Annotated in this window: 18 protein-coding genes; all 18 read left to right on the forward strand. The window is 44.5% G+C overall.

Annotated elements, in window-relative coordinates; genetic code table 11:
* The 18 genes from WC407_RS01475 to WC407_RS01560 all read left to right on the forward strand — a co-directional run bounded on the left by WC407_RS01475 (window position 1) and on the right by WC407_RS01560 (window position 17,421).
* The gene (locus tag WC407_RS01475; RefSeq protein WP_373020395.1) at window positions 1-1,413 is read left to right on the forward strand and encodes an anthranilate synthase component I family protein; all 1,413 of its coding nucleotides are present in this window, start codon (window positions 1-3) and stop codon (window positions 1,411-1,413) included.
* Window positions 1,410-2,201 carry a shikimate dehydrogenase gene (locus WC407_RS01480; protein WP_373020397.1) on the forward strand — a complete coding sequence of 264 codons (792 nt, stop codon included), beginning with the start codon at window positions 1,410-1,412 and terminating at the stop codon, window positions 2,199-2,201. Before WC407_RS01475 ends, WC407_RS01480 begins: the two co-directional genes overlap by 4 nt.
* A 36-nt stretch (window positions 2,202-2,237) precedes the next feature.
* A complete protein-coding gene (locus WC407_RS01485; RefSeq protein ID WP_373020402.1) occupies window positions 2,238-2,762 on the forward strand; it encodes a hypothetical protein in 525 nt (174 codons plus the stop codon).
* Window positions 2,763-2,771: 9 nt separating this feature from the next.
* Window positions 2,772-3,548, forward strand: coding sequence for a TOBE domain-containing protein (locus WC407_RS01490; RefSeq protein WP_373020404.1), 777 nt, complete (start codon window positions 2,772-2,774; stop codon window positions 3,546-3,548).
* Between the two features lie 61 nt (window positions 3,549-3,609).
* Entirely contained in the window at window positions 3,610-3,879 is a 270-nt protein-coding gene (locus WC407_RS01495) for a DUF4160 domain-containing protein (protein WP_373020406.1), read from the forward strand.
* 9 nt (window positions 3,880-3,888) lie between these two features.
* Window positions 3,889-4,128, forward strand: coding sequence for a DUF2442 domain-containing protein (locus WC407_RS01500; RefSeq protein WP_373020408.1), 240 nt, complete (start codon window positions 3,889-3,891; stop codon window positions 4,126-4,128).
* 117 nt (window positions 4,129-4,245) lie between these two features.
* Window positions 4,246-4,890, forward strand: a complete 645-nt coding sequence (locus WC407_RS01505) for a hypothetical protein (RefSeq protein ID WP_373020412.1) — start codon at window positions 4,246-4,248, stop codon at window positions 4,888-4,890.
* A gap of 220 nt (window positions 4,891-5,110) precedes the next feature.
* Window positions 5,111-5,863, forward strand: a complete 753-nt coding sequence (modA, locus tag WC407_RS01510) for a molybdate ABC transporter substrate-binding protein (protein ID WP_373020414.1) — start codon at window positions 5,111-5,113, stop codon at window positions 5,861-5,863.
* A 40-nt stretch (window positions 5,864-5,903) separates the two neighbouring features.
* Window positions 5,904-6,467, forward strand: coding sequence for a globin (locus WC407_RS01515; RefSeq protein WP_373020416.1), 564 nt, complete (start codon window positions 5,904-5,906; stop codon window positions 6,465-6,467).
* Window positions 6,464-7,228, forward strand: a complete 765-nt coding sequence (locus tag WC407_RS01520; protein ID WP_373020420.1) for a TonB family protein — start codon at window positions 6,464-6,466, stop codon at window positions 7,226-7,228. The genes WC407_RS01515 and WC407_RS01520 overlap by 4 nt, the downstream gene beginning before the upstream one ends.
* 10 nt (window positions 7,229-7,238) lie before the next feature.
* Window positions 7,239-8,261: an ABC transporter substrate-binding protein gene (locus WC407_RS01525; protein ID WP_373020422.1), complete on the forward strand. Its 1,023-nt coding sequence runs from the start codon at window positions 7,239-7,241 to the stop codon at window positions 8,259-8,261.
* Complete coding sequence (locus WC407_RS01530) at window positions 8,258-10,510, forward strand: TonB-dependent receptor (RefSeq protein ID WP_373020424.1); 2,253 nt, start codon at window positions 8,258-8,260, stop codon at window positions 10,508-10,510. The genes WC407_RS01525 and WC407_RS01530 overlap by 4 nt, the downstream gene beginning before the upstream one ends.
* 8 nt (window positions 10,511-10,518) lie before the next feature.
* A complete protein-coding gene (locus tag WC407_RS01535) occupies window positions 10,519-11,538 on the forward strand; it encodes a FecCD family ABC transporter permease (protein ID WP_373020426.1) in 1,020 nt (339 codons plus the stop codon).
* Window positions 11,529-12,320 (forward strand): ABC transporter ATP-binding protein, encoded by a 792-nt coding sequence (locus WC407_RS01540; RefSeq protein ID WP_373020428.1) that lies wholly within the window; start codon window positions 11,529-11,531, stop codon window positions 12,318-12,320. Before WC407_RS01535 ends, WC407_RS01540 begins: the two co-directional genes overlap by 10 nt.
* Entirely contained in the window at window positions 12,317-13,288 is a 972-nt protein-coding gene (locus WC407_RS01545; protein WP_373020433.1) for an ABC transporter substrate-binding protein, read from the forward strand. The genes WC407_RS01540 and WC407_RS01545 overlap by 4 nt, the downstream gene beginning before the upstream one ends.
* A 54-nt stretch (window positions 13,289-13,342) precedes the next feature.
* On the forward strand, window positions 13,343-14,323 hold the full coding sequence (locus WC407_RS01550) for an LLM class flavin-dependent oxidoreductase (protein WP_373020435.1): 981 nt from the start codon (window positions 13,343-13,345) through the stop codon (window positions 14,321-14,323).
* Entirely contained in the window at window positions 14,320-15,330 is a 1,011-nt protein-coding gene (locus tag WC407_RS01555) for an LLM class flavin-dependent oxidoreductase (protein WP_373020437.1), read from the forward strand. Before WC407_RS01550 ends, WC407_RS01555 begins: the two co-directional genes overlap by 4 nt.
* Window positions 15,331-15,345: 15 nt before the next feature.
* Entirely contained in the window at window positions 15,346-17,421 is a 2,076-nt protein-coding gene (locus WC407_RS01560; RefSeq protein ID WP_373020439.1) for a TonB-dependent receptor plug domain-containing protein, read from the forward strand.
* The last annotated feature ends 23 nt before the right edge of the window (window positions 17,422-17,444 follow it).

Below are 17,444 nucleotides of genomic sequence, written 5' to 3' on the forward strand. Positions count from 1 at the left end.
GTGATCGAATCTCGTCGTTTTTCTCTCGATCAGTTTGCCCCTATCGCCGTCTATGAAAAAGTTAAAACCCTTTTCCCCGGAGAAGTCAGTTTTTTATTTGAAAGTGCCGGTAAAAGTGACGGAAACTATACGATTTTAGTGATTGGTGCGCGTGAACGTCTTGTTTACCGTTCTAAAACAACAACCTATACCGATGCATCAGGAACGATAAACACCCTTTCCCTCTCCCCTTTTGTATTTTTAAAAGAGTATTACCGCGAGATTGATCCAAAAATGTATCGAGATATAGCTCAAGAGTTGAAAATCGGTTATGTAGACGGGTTTATCGGCTATATCGGCTATGACATGGTGAAAGTATTTGAGCCCGTATTGGATGCATCTATGTCCCACTTAGAGGATCAAACCGATATCCCCGATATGGATCTCATCCTCCCAAAATTAACCCTTGTTCTATCGCATAAAGATGCAACCATTACAATATTGTCCTCTTTGCAAGCGTTTCAAGAGCAATTCAAATCGATCGAATCAGCCCTCAAAGCACCCTATAACTACACGCCACTCACCCCTATACGTGAAGATCAAGGTGGAGATTTCATCCATACGAAAGAACAATTTTTCTCGATGGTCGATAAATCCAAAGAGATGATCAAAAGCGGGGATGTGTTTCAGATTCTGATGACCAATCGCTATGTCCGTCATGCCAAGGTTGATCCGTTTAGTTTTTACCGTATTTTACGCCTTAAAAATCCTTCTCCGTATATGTATTTGATGGAGTATGAGGGTTTCAGTATCGTCGGCAGCTCTCCGGAAGTTATGGTACGTCTAAGTGATGGCGATATTCTCCTAAGACCGATTGCCGGAACCCGTAAACGGGGAAATACCAAACAACGTGACGAAGAGCTCGAAGAGGAACTTCTCTCCGATCCCAAAGAGTTGGCAGAGCATCTGATGCTCATTGATTTAGGTCGTAATGATGTCGGCCGCGTAGCAAAAACCGGTACGGTAAGGGTTGAAGAGATGATGCACGTAGAGCGATATTCGCATGTCATGCATATTGTCTCGGATGTCCATGCTCAAATTGCGGAAGATAAAGATATGTTTGATCTCCTCGCAGCAACCTTTACTGCCGGAACCATGACCGGTGCCCCTAAAATCCGTGCCATGGAATTGATCGCCGAATATGAGGGAGTCAAACGGGGCTTTTACAGTGGAACCATCGGCTACTTTGGATTTGACGGCAATATGGACAGTGCAATAACAATCCGAACCGCCCTTATCAAACCCGACCAAGTGATCTTGCAAGCAGGAGCCGGAGTCGTCGCCGATTCGCAAAACGAACTTGAATACCTCGAAGTTACTAACAAACTCGGAGCCCTTACCAGTACGCTGGATGATTTATTAGACCCGCGATGAAAATTTTTACCATATTTGGGAATCCCGTCTCTCATTCACGTTCTCCTCTTATGCACAACACCGTGTTTAAAGCATTAGGGATATCGGCCTGTTATACCCGTACACAACTCGATGAGGGCTCCGAACTCCGTAACGTTTTTTTTGCCAAAGGGCTCAGCGGGGCCAATGTCACCGTTCCCCATAAAGAAGCTGCTTACGCGCAATGTGACGAAGTACGCGGTATCGCCAAAACGATCCAAGCTGTCAATACCCTTGTCCTCGAAAATGAACGTCTCATCGGATACAACACCGATGCAGATGGATTTATGAGCGCGATCCAATCGTTCGGCCCTGTCCGAAATGCCCTCATACTCGGGGCAGGAGGAACTGCTCGCGCCCTCTCTATCGCACTGCGTCAAGGAGAAATCACCCCTACGATCCTTAACCGTTCGTCAGGACGACTGGAATATTTTCTCTCAGAAGGTCTTAATGCCTGCACGTGGGATGATTTTACCGTTGATACATATGATCTAATTATTAACACCACTTCGGCGGGGTTATCCGATGAGGAGCTTCCGATCCCGCGAACTCTTCTCATGGAACTTCTCTCACGGACAAAAGGGGCTATTGATGTTATTTACGGCAAAGAGACCCCGTTTTTACGTGAAATCAAAATCACTGACCTCCCCTACAAAGACGGTTCAGATATGTTACTTGCCCAAGGGGTACTCGCCAATCACCTTTTTTTGCATTGTCAATACGATACAGAGGTCATTAAACCGATCATGCGGGAAAGTTTCCACTACTAAGCGCTATAATGTCACATCTTATTGTAAAGGCTCTATATGTGCCGTTTCCACCAGCTCAATGAAGCTGAAAAAATTCTCCTCCGTGATCAATTACTTTCCCTTGCCGCTTTGATTGGTGGAAAAAACTCTTTTCTAAAGCTCTTGGAGACGATTAAAAACACCTCTCCCCATCCGCTTATCTCGAAAAATTCATTGCTTCGATTCCCCAAAGGGCTTATCAAATGGAACAAAAATGTCCACCGCGATAATCTTACCCTTCTGGGCGTCCGCATGAATGCCCGCAGTGAAGAGAACCAAAATCTTATGGTTTCCAAAGAGGACAAATCTTTTAAAAATGTGACCAACATGCTTCGCTCTCTCGGACCATTGACATTCACGGTTGCCATGAATAACGAATCAGATGGAAAAGGGTTTACCTTCAAAGCATTCGACATCCTTGATGAAGATACCACGGTGATGAATCCTATCTTCGAAATCTTCTTTTTCTGTCCGGTGAACGTGACGAAAAAAGTGCTCAACTTTACCGACTCACCCACCGCCAGTGAAGCAATCAGCGAATAAAGAGGACGCATGAAAATTGACGGGCGTTTTTGGCTCACCAAAGAGGGGCAAAGTTTTCTAGGCTCAGGACGGATAGAACTGTTGGAGAGGATCGATAAGATCGGATCAATCCATGCTGCCGCCAAAGAGATGAAAATGAGCTACAAAGCGGCATGGGAGCGGATCAACGGGATGAATGCCCTGGCCGATCAGCCTCTCATCGAACGGACAACCGGAGGCAAAGGGGGCGGAGGGACAAAACTCACCCCCTATGCCCGCGAGCTGATTTCTACGTTTCACCGTTTAAACGAATTGCATCGCCAATTTATCGACCGCTTTTCCGAAGCGGGCAACGATCCCGAACGGCTCGCCCGAATCCTCAGTCGTACCTTTCTCACCACCAGTGCACGCAATCAGCTTCCCGCAACCCTCTCATCTATTGAAAGCAACGGACTGCATTCTACCCTCACCCTAGCCCTCAGCGGTTCAGACACCCTCCGCTCTACCATCACCGCCAAATCGGTAGAGAACATGGGATTGAGCATCGGATGTGACACGTATGCTATCATCAAATCCAGCGATATTCATGTCGTCTCCGTACCCCCCTCTTCCGAGGCTGGAGATAATCTCCTCTCCGGCACCATAGAAACCCTTGAACGATCAGGGGATAATATCGAGATTGCTCTTCGTCTCGCAGGAGGAACGCTTCTCATCGCCCTTGAAAAACAAGATGCCCTCCAAAATTTGGAAGTCGGCAGGACTGCCTACGCGATTATCTCACCGTTGCATATTATTATCGGGTTGTAACCTCTCGTCATCTCTTTTATTTTTTGGATATAATTGTTTTAAGAAATTTTAAGGATCAATGATGCCGACGATCAGTATGTTTTATGGGATTGTGGTAATGATTTTTTACTATGATAATAAACAACACAATTTACCTCATATCCATGTAAGATATCAAGATTCTAAAGCAATTTTTTGTATTGATACGGCAGAAATGCTTGAAGGAGATTTGCCAAATAAGCAAAAAAGACTCGTACAGGCTTGGATGGAGATACATAAAGATGAATTAATAGCCGATTGGGAATTGGCTATTTCAGGTGAACAACCTTATAAAATTGAACCCTTAAAATAGGAGTTTATGATGCTAATCGATGTAATCAATGTAAAACCAAAAAATGATTTTACCTTATGGCTAAAATTTGAAAACGGTGAAGTAAGAGAATTCGACTGTAAACCATTGTTAGAAAAAAAACCATTTCAAAAATTAAAAGATAAATATTTCTTCGATATGGCAAAAGTGGAATACGGCACCGTCGTTTGGTCAGATGAGATAGATATCGCCCCTGAAACTCTTTATTTGGAGAGTGTTCCATCATCTTGAGGCAAACGCCCTTCCTTGCTCCCGCTCTCCCAAGTGGGAGTGTATAAATATTCAGCCACCAGTATTCCCACTTAGAAAGTGGAAACGAGAGAATAAATTTCCTACCAAAGAAAGATAATGAGCAAAAAAGCCCCTAAAAAATTAAATGATTCACTATCTGATTTGAAGAAGACTGAAATTGAGTTATTAAAAGTCGGTATGAATATGTTTTCTGCCGATGGTGGAAATCTATTTCCAATTGACCTCATTGCTATAGGAGCAATGAAACGGACAACAAGCAATACGGAAGGATTTATTACACTAGTTGAAGCTCAGAATATGACGGCTGCACGTTCATTATTAAGAGTTCAATTAGATACTTTCATGCGCTTTTCAGCAATATGGATAGTTGATTCACCACAGGATTTTGCTAATGAAATTATTTCTGGAAAACATATCAGAAATATTAAGGATAGGGCAGGCAATAAAATGACAGACCGCTATTTAGTTGATACACTCTCTAAAGAGTACCCATGGCTCAAAGATGTGTATGATAATTTAAGTGGTTATATCCACTTTTCAGCGAAGCATTTATTTAATGCTGTTGAAAAAGTCAATAATGATACGCGAACATTAAGTATCAAAATTGGAAAAGAAGACCTACAATATCCAGAGTGGTCTTGGGTAGAAACTGTTGATTGCTTTACAGAGTCAGTCAATATCTTTTTTCATTATTTAAATGGCTGGGTAGCAACTAAAAATACAGTTAAAAAACCAATCTAGGAATGAGAAAATTAAGATAGACTAGTTCTCAACTTTCTCCATTTTTTCCTATAGCAAATAACACTTTTTTGTCTCTATCCTAAAAACTTTAAGCCATTTTCCCTATAATTTCGTTATATCTTACAAAACATAACGAAAATGTCGCCTTTTTCTGCGAATCGTTTTTGCATTGTTAAGTTTGTTATTACCATAATATTAAAACAGATACAAAGGAGTTTTTATGAAACCGTTAAAAATTTTACTCGCCTCGCTTGCCTTTGCTACGGCGATGGCTGCCCAAACGATCACGGTGGCGGCTGCCGCCAATCTCAAATACGCGCTTGATGACATTGCGCGTGAATTTAGCAAAGAAAGCGGGATCGACGTCAAAATCATTACGGGGGCATCCGGTAAACTTACCCAGCAAATCATGAGCGGTGCGCCCTATGATGCATTTCTTTCAGCGGATGTCGAATATCCCGCTAAATTGGCTCAGGGTGGATTTACTACCACGCCACCGCAAGTGTATGCGTATGGAACCTTGATTCTATGGAGCGATACCGGCGTGGATTTATCAAAAGGGATCGCCATTATTGCTGACCCAAGCGTTAAAAGAATTGCTGTCGCCAATCCAAAAACGGCACCCTATGGTATCGAAGCGATGAACGCGATGAAATATTACAAAATAGATAATGCCGCATCCAAAATTATTACGGCGGAATCGATCTCTCAAGTGGGGGCTTATGTCACCACCAAAGCGGTCGATGTCGGATTTATGGCGAAATCTATTGTCATGTCCCCCGAAATGAAAAATGTCGGCAAATGGGTCGAAATCGATCCAAAAGCATACAACACCATCGATCAAGCGATGGTGGGACTCAAAAACGGTTTACCCGAAAATCAAATTGCCGCCAAAAAATTCATCCGCTTTATCTCTTCGGCAAAAGCGCAGGCGATTCTCAAAGCTAACGGCTATCGTTGTCCAAAACAATAATTGCAACTTTAATTACTTTTAATTTCATAGGAGGAAAGCCATGACACTGTTTACACCCAAAGGGATACCGGTAGCATCGTTCAATGCTTGCGGTACCAAACCCTTTATCGGAGCGAGTGAAACACCGCATACCGCTGAAGCAAAAATTGATTTTGTCTATCCCGAAGTGCCGTTTCCCTCTAATCTCCTCTTTCAAACGTGGGGAGAAGAGAACATACGTAAAATGGTACGCCATCACCATCAATTGCTTCGAAAAAGTGTTATTGGCAATCTCTTTCCCGCTAATGATGAGATGTTTAATTTCGCAACCGAAAAAACCGCCGATTTCTTCGTCGAAGCACTTGGCGGTGAGAAATGTTATACCCCTATACACGGTCATCCGGCTCTTAGAATGCGCCACTTCCACATTACTATTGATGAAAAGGGGAGAGAAATTTGGCTGATGATGTATAAAAAAACGATAAAAGATCTGCACATGCCGGATGAATGTATTCATGAGTTTTGGAACTGGATAGAACCCTTATCCATTCGGATGATTAATCGACGAACGACTACGGCGGATATCCAACGTCACGCGCATGATGCTATTTGGAGTGAAGTATGATTTTTTTAAACCCTATCGTTATATCTAATAAGATACAATGTAAAAATTCCGCATTAACCGCGAAATCGTTCACCGCTTCTTTGGCAGTGCACGGTATATTGCTGGCTTCTGCCCTTTATCTTAGCGCATTCAAACCTGCCTCTGTCCCTGAGGAACTGCCTATTACGATTTCATTAGCTGATTACGCCCCCTCATCGCTCACTGCCCCTATCGATATTTCTGCACCTGCTAACACACCGGTGAGCGTTTTAAAACCATGTGCATCAACCCCTCAGGCGAAACCGTCGCTCCCTTCTACGGTCTCTCCTGAGACGTTTACGCCTCAACCCTCGCCCGTGCGCCCCGGTGTTGCTCCATCACAACTCAGCCAAACAACGGATGATTCACCTCATTTGGATCATCCAATTGTTGCACATGATTCTCCTAAAATCACCCCTACTGCATTAATGAACGAATTACCAAAAACGTCCAATGATGAGTTTAATGGAGCAACACTGGGGCGCATACGCACCATGATCGAAGATGCAATAACCTACCCATCAATCGCCCGAAAGCTGGGGCTAGAGGGGGTAGTAGTCGTATCGTTTATCCTCAAACAAGACGGTTATGTCGAAAAAGTGGAGGTTCTCACCACAAGCGGCAGTTCTTTGCTTGATAGCAAGGCGGTTCAAACGGTACTGTCGTTAAATGGTGATTATCCCCCTCTGGACAAAACCCTCTTTTTGAAAATTCCCATCGCCTTTTCCCTCAAAAAATCTTAAGGAGCTTCCTATGAAAGCTATAGTGCATCTCATCCTTTTATCGGTAATTGCTTTTTCACTCAGTGCAAAAACCATCACTGATATGGACAATCATCCTGTAACGATCCCCGATCATGTTGATCGTGTTTTTGGTTCATCTCCACCAATGAATTATCTCCTCTATGCCATTAAACCTGACACCATGGTAGGGCTGAATTTTGCGGCTAAAAATCCAAACAACAGTGCGGATGAGCAATTTTTGAGTAAAAGTTTTCTCTCTCTACCCGTCGTCGGATCGTTCCACGGAGGGGGTCAAAGCATCAATCTTGAAACACTCATGGCCTATAAACCTCAACTCATACTTGTATGGAAAGATGATATGTTGGTACAAACGGTGAGCCGTGAGATTGAGAAAACAAAAATTCCTACCCTCTCCGTCTCTTTTCGCGAAGTAAGCGACATGCCTAAAGCGTTCCGTCTCGTGGGAGAAGCATTAGGCGCTCAAAAGCGAGGAGATGTCTTGGCCCTCTATTCGCAAAAAGTCATTCATGAGGTGCAAACAAGCGTCGCTAAGGTCAAACCCACCCGCTATTACTATGCGGAGGGAACGGATGGTCTTTCCACCGAGTGCGATACCTCCTTTCATGTCGAAGCACTGAATTTCGCCGGAGGGGAAAACGTCCATAAGTGCCAGCAAAGCGGTCTTTTGGGACTGGAGAAGATCAGCTTCGAAACGCTTCTGACGTATGATCCGGAAGTGATTATCGTCCAAAATCGTGCCGTTTACAATGATCTTGTGAATGATCCTATGTGGCAGCACCTTCACGCGATTAAAAAAGGGCGCGTCTATTTGGTTCCGACTGCACCGTTCAACTGGGTTGACCGTCCGCCCTCTTTTATGCGTGTTATCGGTGTCCAATGGCTTGCGCATACCTTCCATCCTGATACCTATAAAATCGATCTTAATCAACGAATTAAAGAGTTCTACACCCTCTTTTTAGGGGTGAAACTCAGCGATCAGCAAACCAAAAATTTAATTGGAGAAAAGCAATGAAACTTTCCCCCCTTATGATCTCGATTGCCGCGTGTGCGGTACTTGCCGCGAATCCAATCACCATCGAGCGGATCGTCGTAACCGATACGCAAAGCGATAACGACCAGCTCATTGCCGATGGTAATCTATCGGCGCATGAAAATCATCAAACCTTTACCGCAAAAAGCATCGCAACGCTGGGGACACAAGCCAATATGAATCCTTACAGCATTATCCAGTTTTCGCCATCGGTGAATTTTACCCCTGTCGATCCTGCAGGGTCAAATGAACCCTCATACCATGATCCAATCCGTATCCGTGGGAAATCACAAACAGGCCCCGGAGGGGTTTACTCTATCGAATCTCTCCCCGTATCCAGCAATCCGGGCGGAGGAAAATTGATGATGGATATGGAAAATGTCGCCTCGATTGATCTGTTTAAAGGATATCTCCCCGTAGATAAAAATCTCGGGTTTTCCAGTCTTATCGGTAAGGTCAATATGGATATCTTGCGTCCAAGTGATACAATGGGAGCCAATATTTCCCAATCGTTAGGTAAGGACAGTTTTAATCGCACTTTTGTCCGTTTTGATACCGGCAAAATTGGGGACGTAAGTGTATTTGGCTCATTTTCCCAAACCTCCGCTGACAAAACAAAAGGCTCAGGAGACCTTAAACGTACCAATGGAATGTTCGGACTGAAGTATCAACCGAACAATGCCTTTAAAGCCGAGCTCTTCGCAATCAAAAATTCCGATGATCATCACAACTATTATAATCTTTCCTATACCGAAGCAACCAATTTGGGACAGTTTTATAACAAAGATTTTGGAACGGCACATCCCACAACCTCCAATAATGTCAATTATTATGATTGGAATAAACAAAGCTTTGATACCACGACCGTATTAGCCAATTTTGAGTACAAACCGACGATCAAAGACACCTTTTCATTTAAACCCTATTACAAAAAAGACAGCGGTGATTATTGGTATTCCAGTGGAAATCTTGCAACTCCTACTGCTACCAACCGTGTGATAGACTGGCATATGAACCATGATGTATTTGGGGGAGTCGCCGCTTATGATCATGAGTTTTCCGAAGCATTCAATACCAAAATCGGATACTGGTTTCACAAACAACTGCCGCCAGGACCACCCTCAGATCAGACAAAATACAAAGTGGATGCCAGCGGAAATCTTGTTTATGACGGGTATGCTACTTTGGCTGACAATGGCTATCATACGATTCAATCACCCTTTTTACAGTTAAGCGGGACGATGGATCGATTTAATTATCTTATCGGAGCACGCTACCAAACCTTCAAACTTGGATCGCTCCACAGCTATACCAATGGAACCAATGCCGCTACAAGCTCAGACTACAATACCGCTATTGCTACCGGAACACTTGATCCATGGGCGAGTGTAGATGCCAAAACGTTTCATACCTTTATCCCTTCGCTCTATTTAGGCTATAACCTAACCAACGATACGACACTTTATGTCGATTATGCCCGCACGTACGGATTTGATGTTAATCTTTTTCCATCGTATGTCTCTAGCCGAGCCAGTTTCGTCGCCAAAGGGGTAACGCTCCAGCAGCTATGGGATAAACAAGGTCTTGAAATCTCTGATAACATTGATCTTGGACTCAAAACTATGGTCGGCGCCATTACGCTAAATCCTAATTTGTATGTTTCATTTGTTAAAAACAAACAGGCGACTGTTTATGATGCACAGTATGCGGTAATGTATCCTACCAATGTCGGAAATGCGCTCGGATACGGTGCTGAACTATCTGCCTACGGTCCAATTAATGAACAACTCGAATTTTTGTTGGGATTATCCTACAACAAATACACCTTTACCCAAAATTTCAGCAGCAGTGCGACCACTACAGTAAATACGGATGGAAAACAACTTCCCGATGCACCTGAATATATGGCGAAAGCGGCACTCTCTTATCATCTAGGCAAATGGACATTGACACCGAGTGTCCGTTATACCTCCAGTCGCTGGGGAGATGTACAAAATACTCAGAAAATTGATCCCTCTACCCTTGTCGATTTTGATATGGCATACCGAATGGACAGTTTTATGGGATCTAAAAATGCCGTATTCCGTCTCACCGGAACCAATCTAACCAACGTAAAATACATTTCAACGATCAATACGGCAGATAACTTTTTGGCCGCTTCGACAACAGCAACAACCTACCAAACGGGTGCACCATTCGGGCTTTACGGCAGTATCAATCTGAAGTTTTAAGGATTATGATGAAAAAGATTAAACCGGCCGGATGGATAATAGGCGCGACCCTACTGTTGATCGTTGCCGCTACATTATCCCTCCTGTGGGGACAATACCCGATCACATTGGATACGCTGATCGGCTACCTCCAGTTTAAAGTATTCGGCGGTATAGGAAACGATACCTATACCTTGCTCGATAATATCATCCTTCAAATCCGCCTTCCGCGCGTACTGCTTGCTATTCTCATCGGCTCGGCACTTGCAACTTCGGGTGCCGCATTTCAGGCGATGTTCGTCAATCCACTCGTCTCTCCCGGAATTTTAGGGGTATTGGCAGGTGCATCCTTCGGTGCGGCAATGGGGATGCTCATAAGCGATCAATGGTACGTCGTCCAATTGCTCGCCTTTGTATTCGGTTTTGTCGCCGTCGGTGTCGCAGTACTCATCGGGACAATGGTCACCAACTCACGCTCAACGGTGATGCTGGTACTCGGCGGTGTTATCAGCAGTGCGCTCTTTACCTCGCTCCTCTCGATCATCAAATACCTTGCCGACCCCTACAGTACCCTCCCCGCTATCGTCTATTGGCTGATGGGAAGCCTAACAATGGCAGATCTGCACGGGGTATTGCTGATCTCGATTCCAATGCTCACCAGTATCATAGGGATGATCGTATTGGGTAAATATTTTGATCTTATGAGTTTAGGTGATGAAGAGGCAAAAGCTCTGGGGATCAATGTCACGATGGTTCGGCTGGGTGCTATTACTCTGGCGACACTGGCGAGTTCGCTCTCAGTCGTGATGGCAGGTATCATTGGATGGATCGGCCTTATTATCCCCCATATCATCCGTATGGCGGTGGGGCCGTCACATCGTCTGTTAATGCCCCTTTCGGCGATAGTGGGCGGGGCATTTTTGCTCCTCGCCGATACGATTTCTCGTCTGGCATTCAGTGTCGAAGTTCCTATCGGTATTCTCACTTCACTCATCGGTATCCCCGTCTTTATCATCGTACTTAAAAACGCGAGGGCAGCATGGAACTAAAACCTCTTATCACGGTCAATGACCTCCATTTTTCCTACCCTACCCGCAGCGTTTTAGAGGGGATCGATTTCACCCTTCGTCGCGGCGAAGTAGTAAGCCTACTGGGACCCAACGGATGCGGCAAAAGTACTCTGATCCGTCTCATCCTTAAACTCATCCATCCCAAACGAGGTGAAATATGGCTCCATAACAAAACCCTTCACCGCTATTCGCACCGTGAAATCGCAGAGCATATCGCCTATATCCCACAATATCACAATGTCCCCTTTAACTACAGCGTGTTGGAGATGGTTCTTATGGGGAGGGTCTCTAAACTAGGATTCTTCGCTGCCCCTTCGGCCGCGGATCATCGCATTGCACAGGAGTCACTGGAGAGAGTCGGAATTTCCGATTTGGCTGCACGCCCGTTCGGTCAGCTCAGCGGCGGACAAAAGCAAATGGTACTTCTCGCACGTGCCCTTACCCAAGGGGTTGATACCTTTATCATGGATGAGCCGGTATCGGGGCTGGATTACGGCAATCAAATCCGTCTTTTGGAACTGATCGTCACACTCAGTGCCCAAGGGTATACCTTTCTCAAAACAACCCATTATCCCGATCATGCCCTACTGGTTTCCAGCCGTGTTGCGGTCATGAACCACGGTAAAATTATCGCAGACGGCCTTCCCGAAGAGGTGATTACTCCTGAGATGATCCATGATGTATACGGTATCGAAGCCGATCTCATCGTCCATAATTCCCATACCCGCTGTCTCCCCATCTTTAACAAAGGAACCCTATGAGAATATTTTTCCTCATTATCGCCTTGCTGATTACAAATATACAAGCACGTACCATTATCGACGACTACGGAAGAGTGGTCACGATACCCGATAACATCACCAAAATCTATGCATCTCACCCTCCTCTTACTATGAGCCTTTTAGCATTTGATCCAAACCTTGTAGCAGCACTCAATTTCCCGTTCAACGATGAACAAAAACCTTACGTCGGTACCGCTGTTTCACGTCCAATTGTCGGAGGTTTTTTCGGACAGGGAAATACCCCGAATTATGAGATTTTGGCAAGTGTAAAACCTGATGTTATCCTCATGTGGGGGGGTGCGACAGGGGCTGAGAATCATCTAAAAAAATTCTCCGCACTCGGTATTCCGGTTCTGATGGTTCACAATGAATCGATTAACGATCTCATAGGACAATTCGACCTTTTCGGTAGACTCACCGGAAATACCAAACGTGCGCAAGAACTTATTGCCTATACCAAAGACACGTTAGGACTTATCCAATCGCTGCAGACCAAAGTTAATGCCCGCAAAGACGTTCGCTACTACTTTGCCGAGGGGGTAGACGGACTTTCCAGTGAATGCGAAGGGTCGTTTCATCTGGAGCCATTTATCTACAGTGGTGGAAAAAATGCAATCGATTGTAAGATGAGCTCCAACTACGGAATGGAAAAAATGTCCATGGAGAGAATACTTTTTTCGGACCCTGATGTCATCATTGCAATGGAAAAGCCCTTTGCCGATTCGATCATATCAAATCCTCAATGGAAAATGCTCCGTGCCGTTAAAGCAGGTCGAGTACTGAGCATCCCTGCCGTTCCGTTTAATTACATAACCCGCCCACCGTCATTTATGAGATTGTTGGGAATACGGTGGCTAATACATGCGTTTTATCCCGATTTGATCAAACCGATCGATCAGGAGAAAAAACGGTTTGAAAAAATATTTTTCCCCTCTTATCGGGGTTAGCCGTTTTTTTGACTATCATTATATCAAAAAAGATATTACAATTATGGAGAGAATATGAACATCGGACTATTTGCCCTTTTTGAAAACAAAATCGGTCATATCGACGCTTTTGATTCACAGTTTGAACTGATGCTTCACGCAGAACAACTCGGATTTGACGAGATGTGGATGGCGGAACACCATTTTAATAATCGTTCTATCAGCTCAGCACTTTTACCGATCATGGCATATGCAGCGGCTAAAACTTCTAAGATACGACTCGGCAGTGCCGCAGTACTGCTCCCCTTTTACAACCCGATCCGTTTGGCAGAAGATATTGCAACGATCGATCTCCTCTCCCGAGGTCGGCTCAATCTAGGGATTGCCAAAGGGGGACCTTTTGATGAACAGTTTCGTAATTTCGGAATAATGCCTGATGAGAGTCGCACGGTCTCATTGGAGGTTGCCGAGATATTGGAAAAACTCCTCTACGAAGAACATGTCAGCTATCGCGGAGAACGTTTTAATCTCGAAAATGTCACCCTCACACCAAAACCGCTTCAATTACCGATCCCTATTTATCACGCAACTCATAGTGATGAGGGGATTGCGTATGCGGCACGTCATAATCACAAACTCTTAGCCGCACAGCCGTGGAGCGTTGAGATGATTCGCCGCCATCTGGCGTATTATGAACAATGCGGCGGTAATTCCTCCAAAAAAGTCGCAGTCTTTAAAACGTTTCTAGTCGCCAAAAATCGGAAAGAGGCTCGCAGCGAAGTGCTCCCTTCCATTGAGCGTTTTTTGAGCCGAATGCGGGACAATCCCCATATTGCCCATACCGACTTTCTCGATCCTGAACGCCATTTGAATAATGCCATACTGGGCAGTGTTGATGAATGCGTTGAAGCGATTGAGCAACTTCGCGAAAGTGTCGATCCCTGCTCTCTCGTTATCAAACCTGCGGCGATGGATAACCATCGAACGAGGGAGTTGATGGAAATATTTACCCGTGACATCCGTCCTCAGCTCACTGACGTTAAGGAGATTAAATGAAAATAGGTCTGTTTTGCCTTACCGAACATTTCGGAGGGAGCATTCAAGAGAGTATTATGGAACAACTGCGTCTGGTTGAGTTAGCCGATCAACTCGGATTTGATGAAGCATGGTTCGGTGAGCACCATTTTAATGGGTTCAGTGTCATTCCTGATCCTGCGGCAATGATAGCCTATTCTGCAGCTCGAACGGGGTGTATTCGTCTGGGAACAGCAGGCTTTCTTACCCCGTTTTATCACCCTGTTCGATTAGCTGAGACGATTGCTGTGTTGGATAACCTCTCCGACGGACGGATTAATGCCGGATTTGCCAAGGGTGGATTTGCCCCGGATACACGCCATTTTTCACGCAATCCAGAAGAGTTACGAACACTCATGTTCGAAACAGTAGAGGTAATCGATGAACTATTACATAACCCATTACCCACTTCGTATGAGGGAAAGTATATGACATTTGATAATGTTCAAACCCAACCCAAACCGCTCCAAAAAAGAATCCCTTTTTTCATAGCCACCTTTGCCAATCCCGAAACAATCCGCTTCGCTGCACGTCAGGGATACGGGCTGTTGATGTCGCAAGGGGCGAGTTTAAACGAGTGTATCGAAGCACAAAATCTTTATCACTCTATCGCAGGAGTCAACCCTGAAATCGTACTCATGCGGGTATTTTGTGTCGCTGATAGCCATGACGATGCCTACCGCATCGCTCGCCCCTCCATCGATCATTTCGTCAAATCAATGCGTGCTGCCTCTTCTGAGATTCCCGCACCCAAGTGGAATCGCGAACAATACGACGCTATTCTTAAAGAGCGTGAAGCCTTTTTCGATGGGCAAAAATTTTTCGACAACGGCATTATCGGAACGTACCGAGAATGTCTGAATACCATTAAAATCATCCAAAAGGAGCTACCGAATATCCATCTCATCCTCAAACCATCATCCGCCGATTCAAGCCAAAATCGAATGATGCTCAACGTGTTCAACACCCATATTAGACCCCATCTTTAAACGTAAGGAAAACCAATGAAGAAACACATTTTCGTACTCTCACTCGCTGCTGTATCGGCGCTTTATGGCGCTGATGGCGTCTTTGATCTGGGTAAAATCGACGTTAACGGCGTCGGAGAAGCAACAAACTCTACTATAACCGTTATTGATGCTCAAGAGATCCAAGATCAGGAGCGAAAAACTATTGTCGAAGCACTCAATCTTTTGCCGGGTGCTACAATCCAGAATTTTGGTGCTCGAAATGAGCAGATGATTATGATCCGCGGCTTTGATGTGAAACATGCGCCCCTCTATATTGACGGTATCCCTATTGCCGTGCCGTATGACGGATACGTCGATTTTTCCCGTTTCACGACATTTGATCTTTCTCAGATTGAAGTTTCAAAAGGGCTTACGTCACCGCTTCTAGGGGCCAATACCTTTGCCGGTGCGATCAATCTTGTCACCAAAAAACCGACCAAATCGTTCGAAGGGGATATGGGTATCGGTGCATTCAGCGGAAATGGACGTACCGGATACATCAATATGGGAAGCAACCAAGGGAGCTATTACGTACAAGCTTCCGCATCTAAAACACAACAGGACGATTATCCGCTATCACATAATTTTCCATCAGGACTTACCTATGAAGATGGAGGGAGCCGCAACAATTCGTATGCCAAAGATGATAAAATTAATCTAAAAGCAGGCTATACTCCGAATGCAACGGATGAATATTCTATCAACTATATTCGGCAAAATGCTGACAAAGGTGTCCCTCCCTACGCAAGTCTTGTCAATCAAAACAGTGCAAAATTTTGGCAATGGAACTATTGGAATAAACAAAGTCTTTATTTCCTCTCCAAAACCGACTTTGGCAATTGGTATCTCAAAAGCCGCGTGTTTTATGACAAATTTCAAAATTCACTTGCAATGTATACGTCTCCGACTTACTCAACCTACTCTTTTGGCGGCATAGGAAATCCTAGCTGGTATGATGAAAACACCAAGGGAGCATCAGTGGAAACAGGGGTAAAACTTTCCACGATCAATACCCTTAAAATGGCTCTTCACTATAAAATAGACGATCACAAAGAAGGTGGAGATAATCAAGCGGCTGTTTATGAGATGAAAGATACTATCGGATCCTTTGGAGTAGAAGATACCCATGTCTTTTCCAATGCGCTCAAGCTCACCTTTGGGGGGAGCTATGATAAAGAAAAAATCGATACGGCTCAAAACACTCAATACGGTAAATCCAATACCGCATACTATAATGATACCCTGGGTGTAAGCCAAAATACAACAACCGGATATACCACCGCTCCAGAGTTTAGCAATGGAAGTACAGGAATGTTTAACCCTATGTTCAAGCTGGACGGAAAAATAGATGATTCGCTCACATGGTATGGCGGGGTAGCACACAAAAGTCGAATTCCCTCTATCAAAGACCGCTATTCGTTTAAATTCAATACCTTTGTCCCAAATCCTGAATTAAATTCCGAAAAAACTATCAATTACGAAATTGGTGCGACTAAGAGATGGGGAACGGCCTCCATCAGTGGGGCCATTTTTTATGCCGATGTGAGCGATTACATCCAAAGCGCTTATATACCGTTGTGGTATAAAAGCGGTAGCCTCTACACCCAACAGCAACAACTCCAAAATGTCGGTAAAGTGAGCTTAAAAGGGTTTGAACTTTCCACCGTATATGCACCTTTGGATTCACTGGTATTTAATGGAAGTTATACGTACCTCAAAATGACCAATGAAGCGGATGAGAGTCAAAAAATTACCGATATTCCGGAAAACAAGCTCATTCTCACCGCTGCATATACCCCGATGGAAAAATTCACATGGTTCAATACGTTTGAATATGATTCAGACCGCTATGCATCCATCGGTACTACCGGCTCAGGCGCAGCTACTAAAAATATCTATGACAACACCGGATCTCTCTCTGTATGGAATACAAAAGGCACCTATCATGTGACTAAAGCACTATCCTGTGATTTCGGTATCAATAACGTATTAGATCGCAACAACTACTATAGTTACGGTTTTCCGGAAGCAGGACGAATATTTTTCGGCAATGTCCGTTACAAATTTTAATCACCTTGGGGAGTCGATCTCCC

Origin of the sequence: Sulfuricurvum sp., from assembly GCF_041651515.1 — a bacterium.
Taxonomy (GTDB): domain Bacteria; phylum Campylobacterota; class Campylobacteria; order Campylobacterales; family Sulfurimonadaceae; genus Sulfuricurvum.

Bases quoted from the DNA above. Each gene is read 5' to 3' on its own strand.
- WC407_RS01525 (WP_373020422.1), top strand. From the start codon at position 7,239: ATGAAAGCTATAGTGCATCTCATCCTTTTATCGGTAATTGCTTTTTCA.
- WC407_RS01535 (WP_373020426.1), top strand. From the start codon at position 10,519: ATGAAAAAGATTAAACCGGCCGGATGGATAATAGGCGCGACCCTACTG.
- WC407_RS01555 (WP_373020437.1), top strand. From the start codon at position 14,320: ATGAAAATAGGTCTGTTTTGCCTTACCGAACATTTCGGAGGGAGCATT.
- WC407_RS01560 (WP_373020439.1), top strand. From the start codon at position 15,346: ATGAAGAAACACATTTTCGTACTCTCACTCGCTGCTGTATCGGCGCTT.
- WC407_RS01485 (WP_373020402.1), top strand. From the start codon at position 2,238: ATGTGCCGTTTCCACCAGCTCAATGAAGCTGAAAAAATTCTCCTCCGT.
- WC407_RS01540 (WP_373020428.1), top strand. From the start codon at position 11,529: ATGGAACTAAAACCTCTTATCACGGTCAATGACCTCCATTTTTCCTAC.
- WC407_RS01550 (WP_373020435.1), top strand. From the start codon at position 13,343: ATGAACATCGGACTATTTGCCCTTTTTGAAAACAAAATCGGTCATATC.
- WC407_RS01490 (WP_373020404.1), top strand. From the start codon at position 2,772: ATGAAAATTGACGGGCGTTTTTGGCTCACCAAAGAGGGGCAAAGTTTT.
- WC407_RS01515 (WP_373020416.1), top strand. From the start codon at position 5,904: ATGACACTGTTTACACCCAAAGGGATACCGGTAGCATCGTTCAATGCT.
- WC407_RS01530 (WP_373020424.1), top strand. From the start codon at position 8,258: ATGAAACTTTCCCCCCTTATGATCTCGATTGCCGCGTGTGCGGTACTT.
- WC407_RS01495 (WP_373020406.1), top strand. From the start codon at position 3,610: ATGCCGACGATCAGTATGTTTTATGGGATTGTGGTAATGATTTTTTAC.
- WC407_RS01480 (WP_373020397.1), top strand. From the start codon at position 1,410: ATGAAAATTTTTACCATATTTGGGAATCCCGTCTCTCATTCACGTTCT.
- WC407_RS01505 (WP_373020412.1), top strand. From the start codon at position 4,246: ATGAGCAAAAAAGCCCCTAAAAAATTAAATGATTCACTATCTGATTTG.
- WC407_RS01500 (WP_373020408.1), top strand. From the start codon at position 3,889: ATGCTAATCGATGTAATCAATGTAAAACCAAAAAATGATTTTACCTTA.
- WC407_RS01520 (WP_373020420.1), top strand. From the start codon at position 6,464: ATGATTTTTTTAAACCCTATCGTTATATCTAATAAGATACAATGTAAA.
- modA (WP_373020414.1), top strand. From the start codon at position 5,111: ATGAAACCGTTAAAAATTTTACTCGCCTCGCTTGCCTTTGCTACGGCG.
- WC407_RS01545 (WP_373020433.1), top strand. From the start codon at position 12,317: ATGAGAATATTTTTCCTCATTATCGCCTTGCTGATTACAAATATACAA.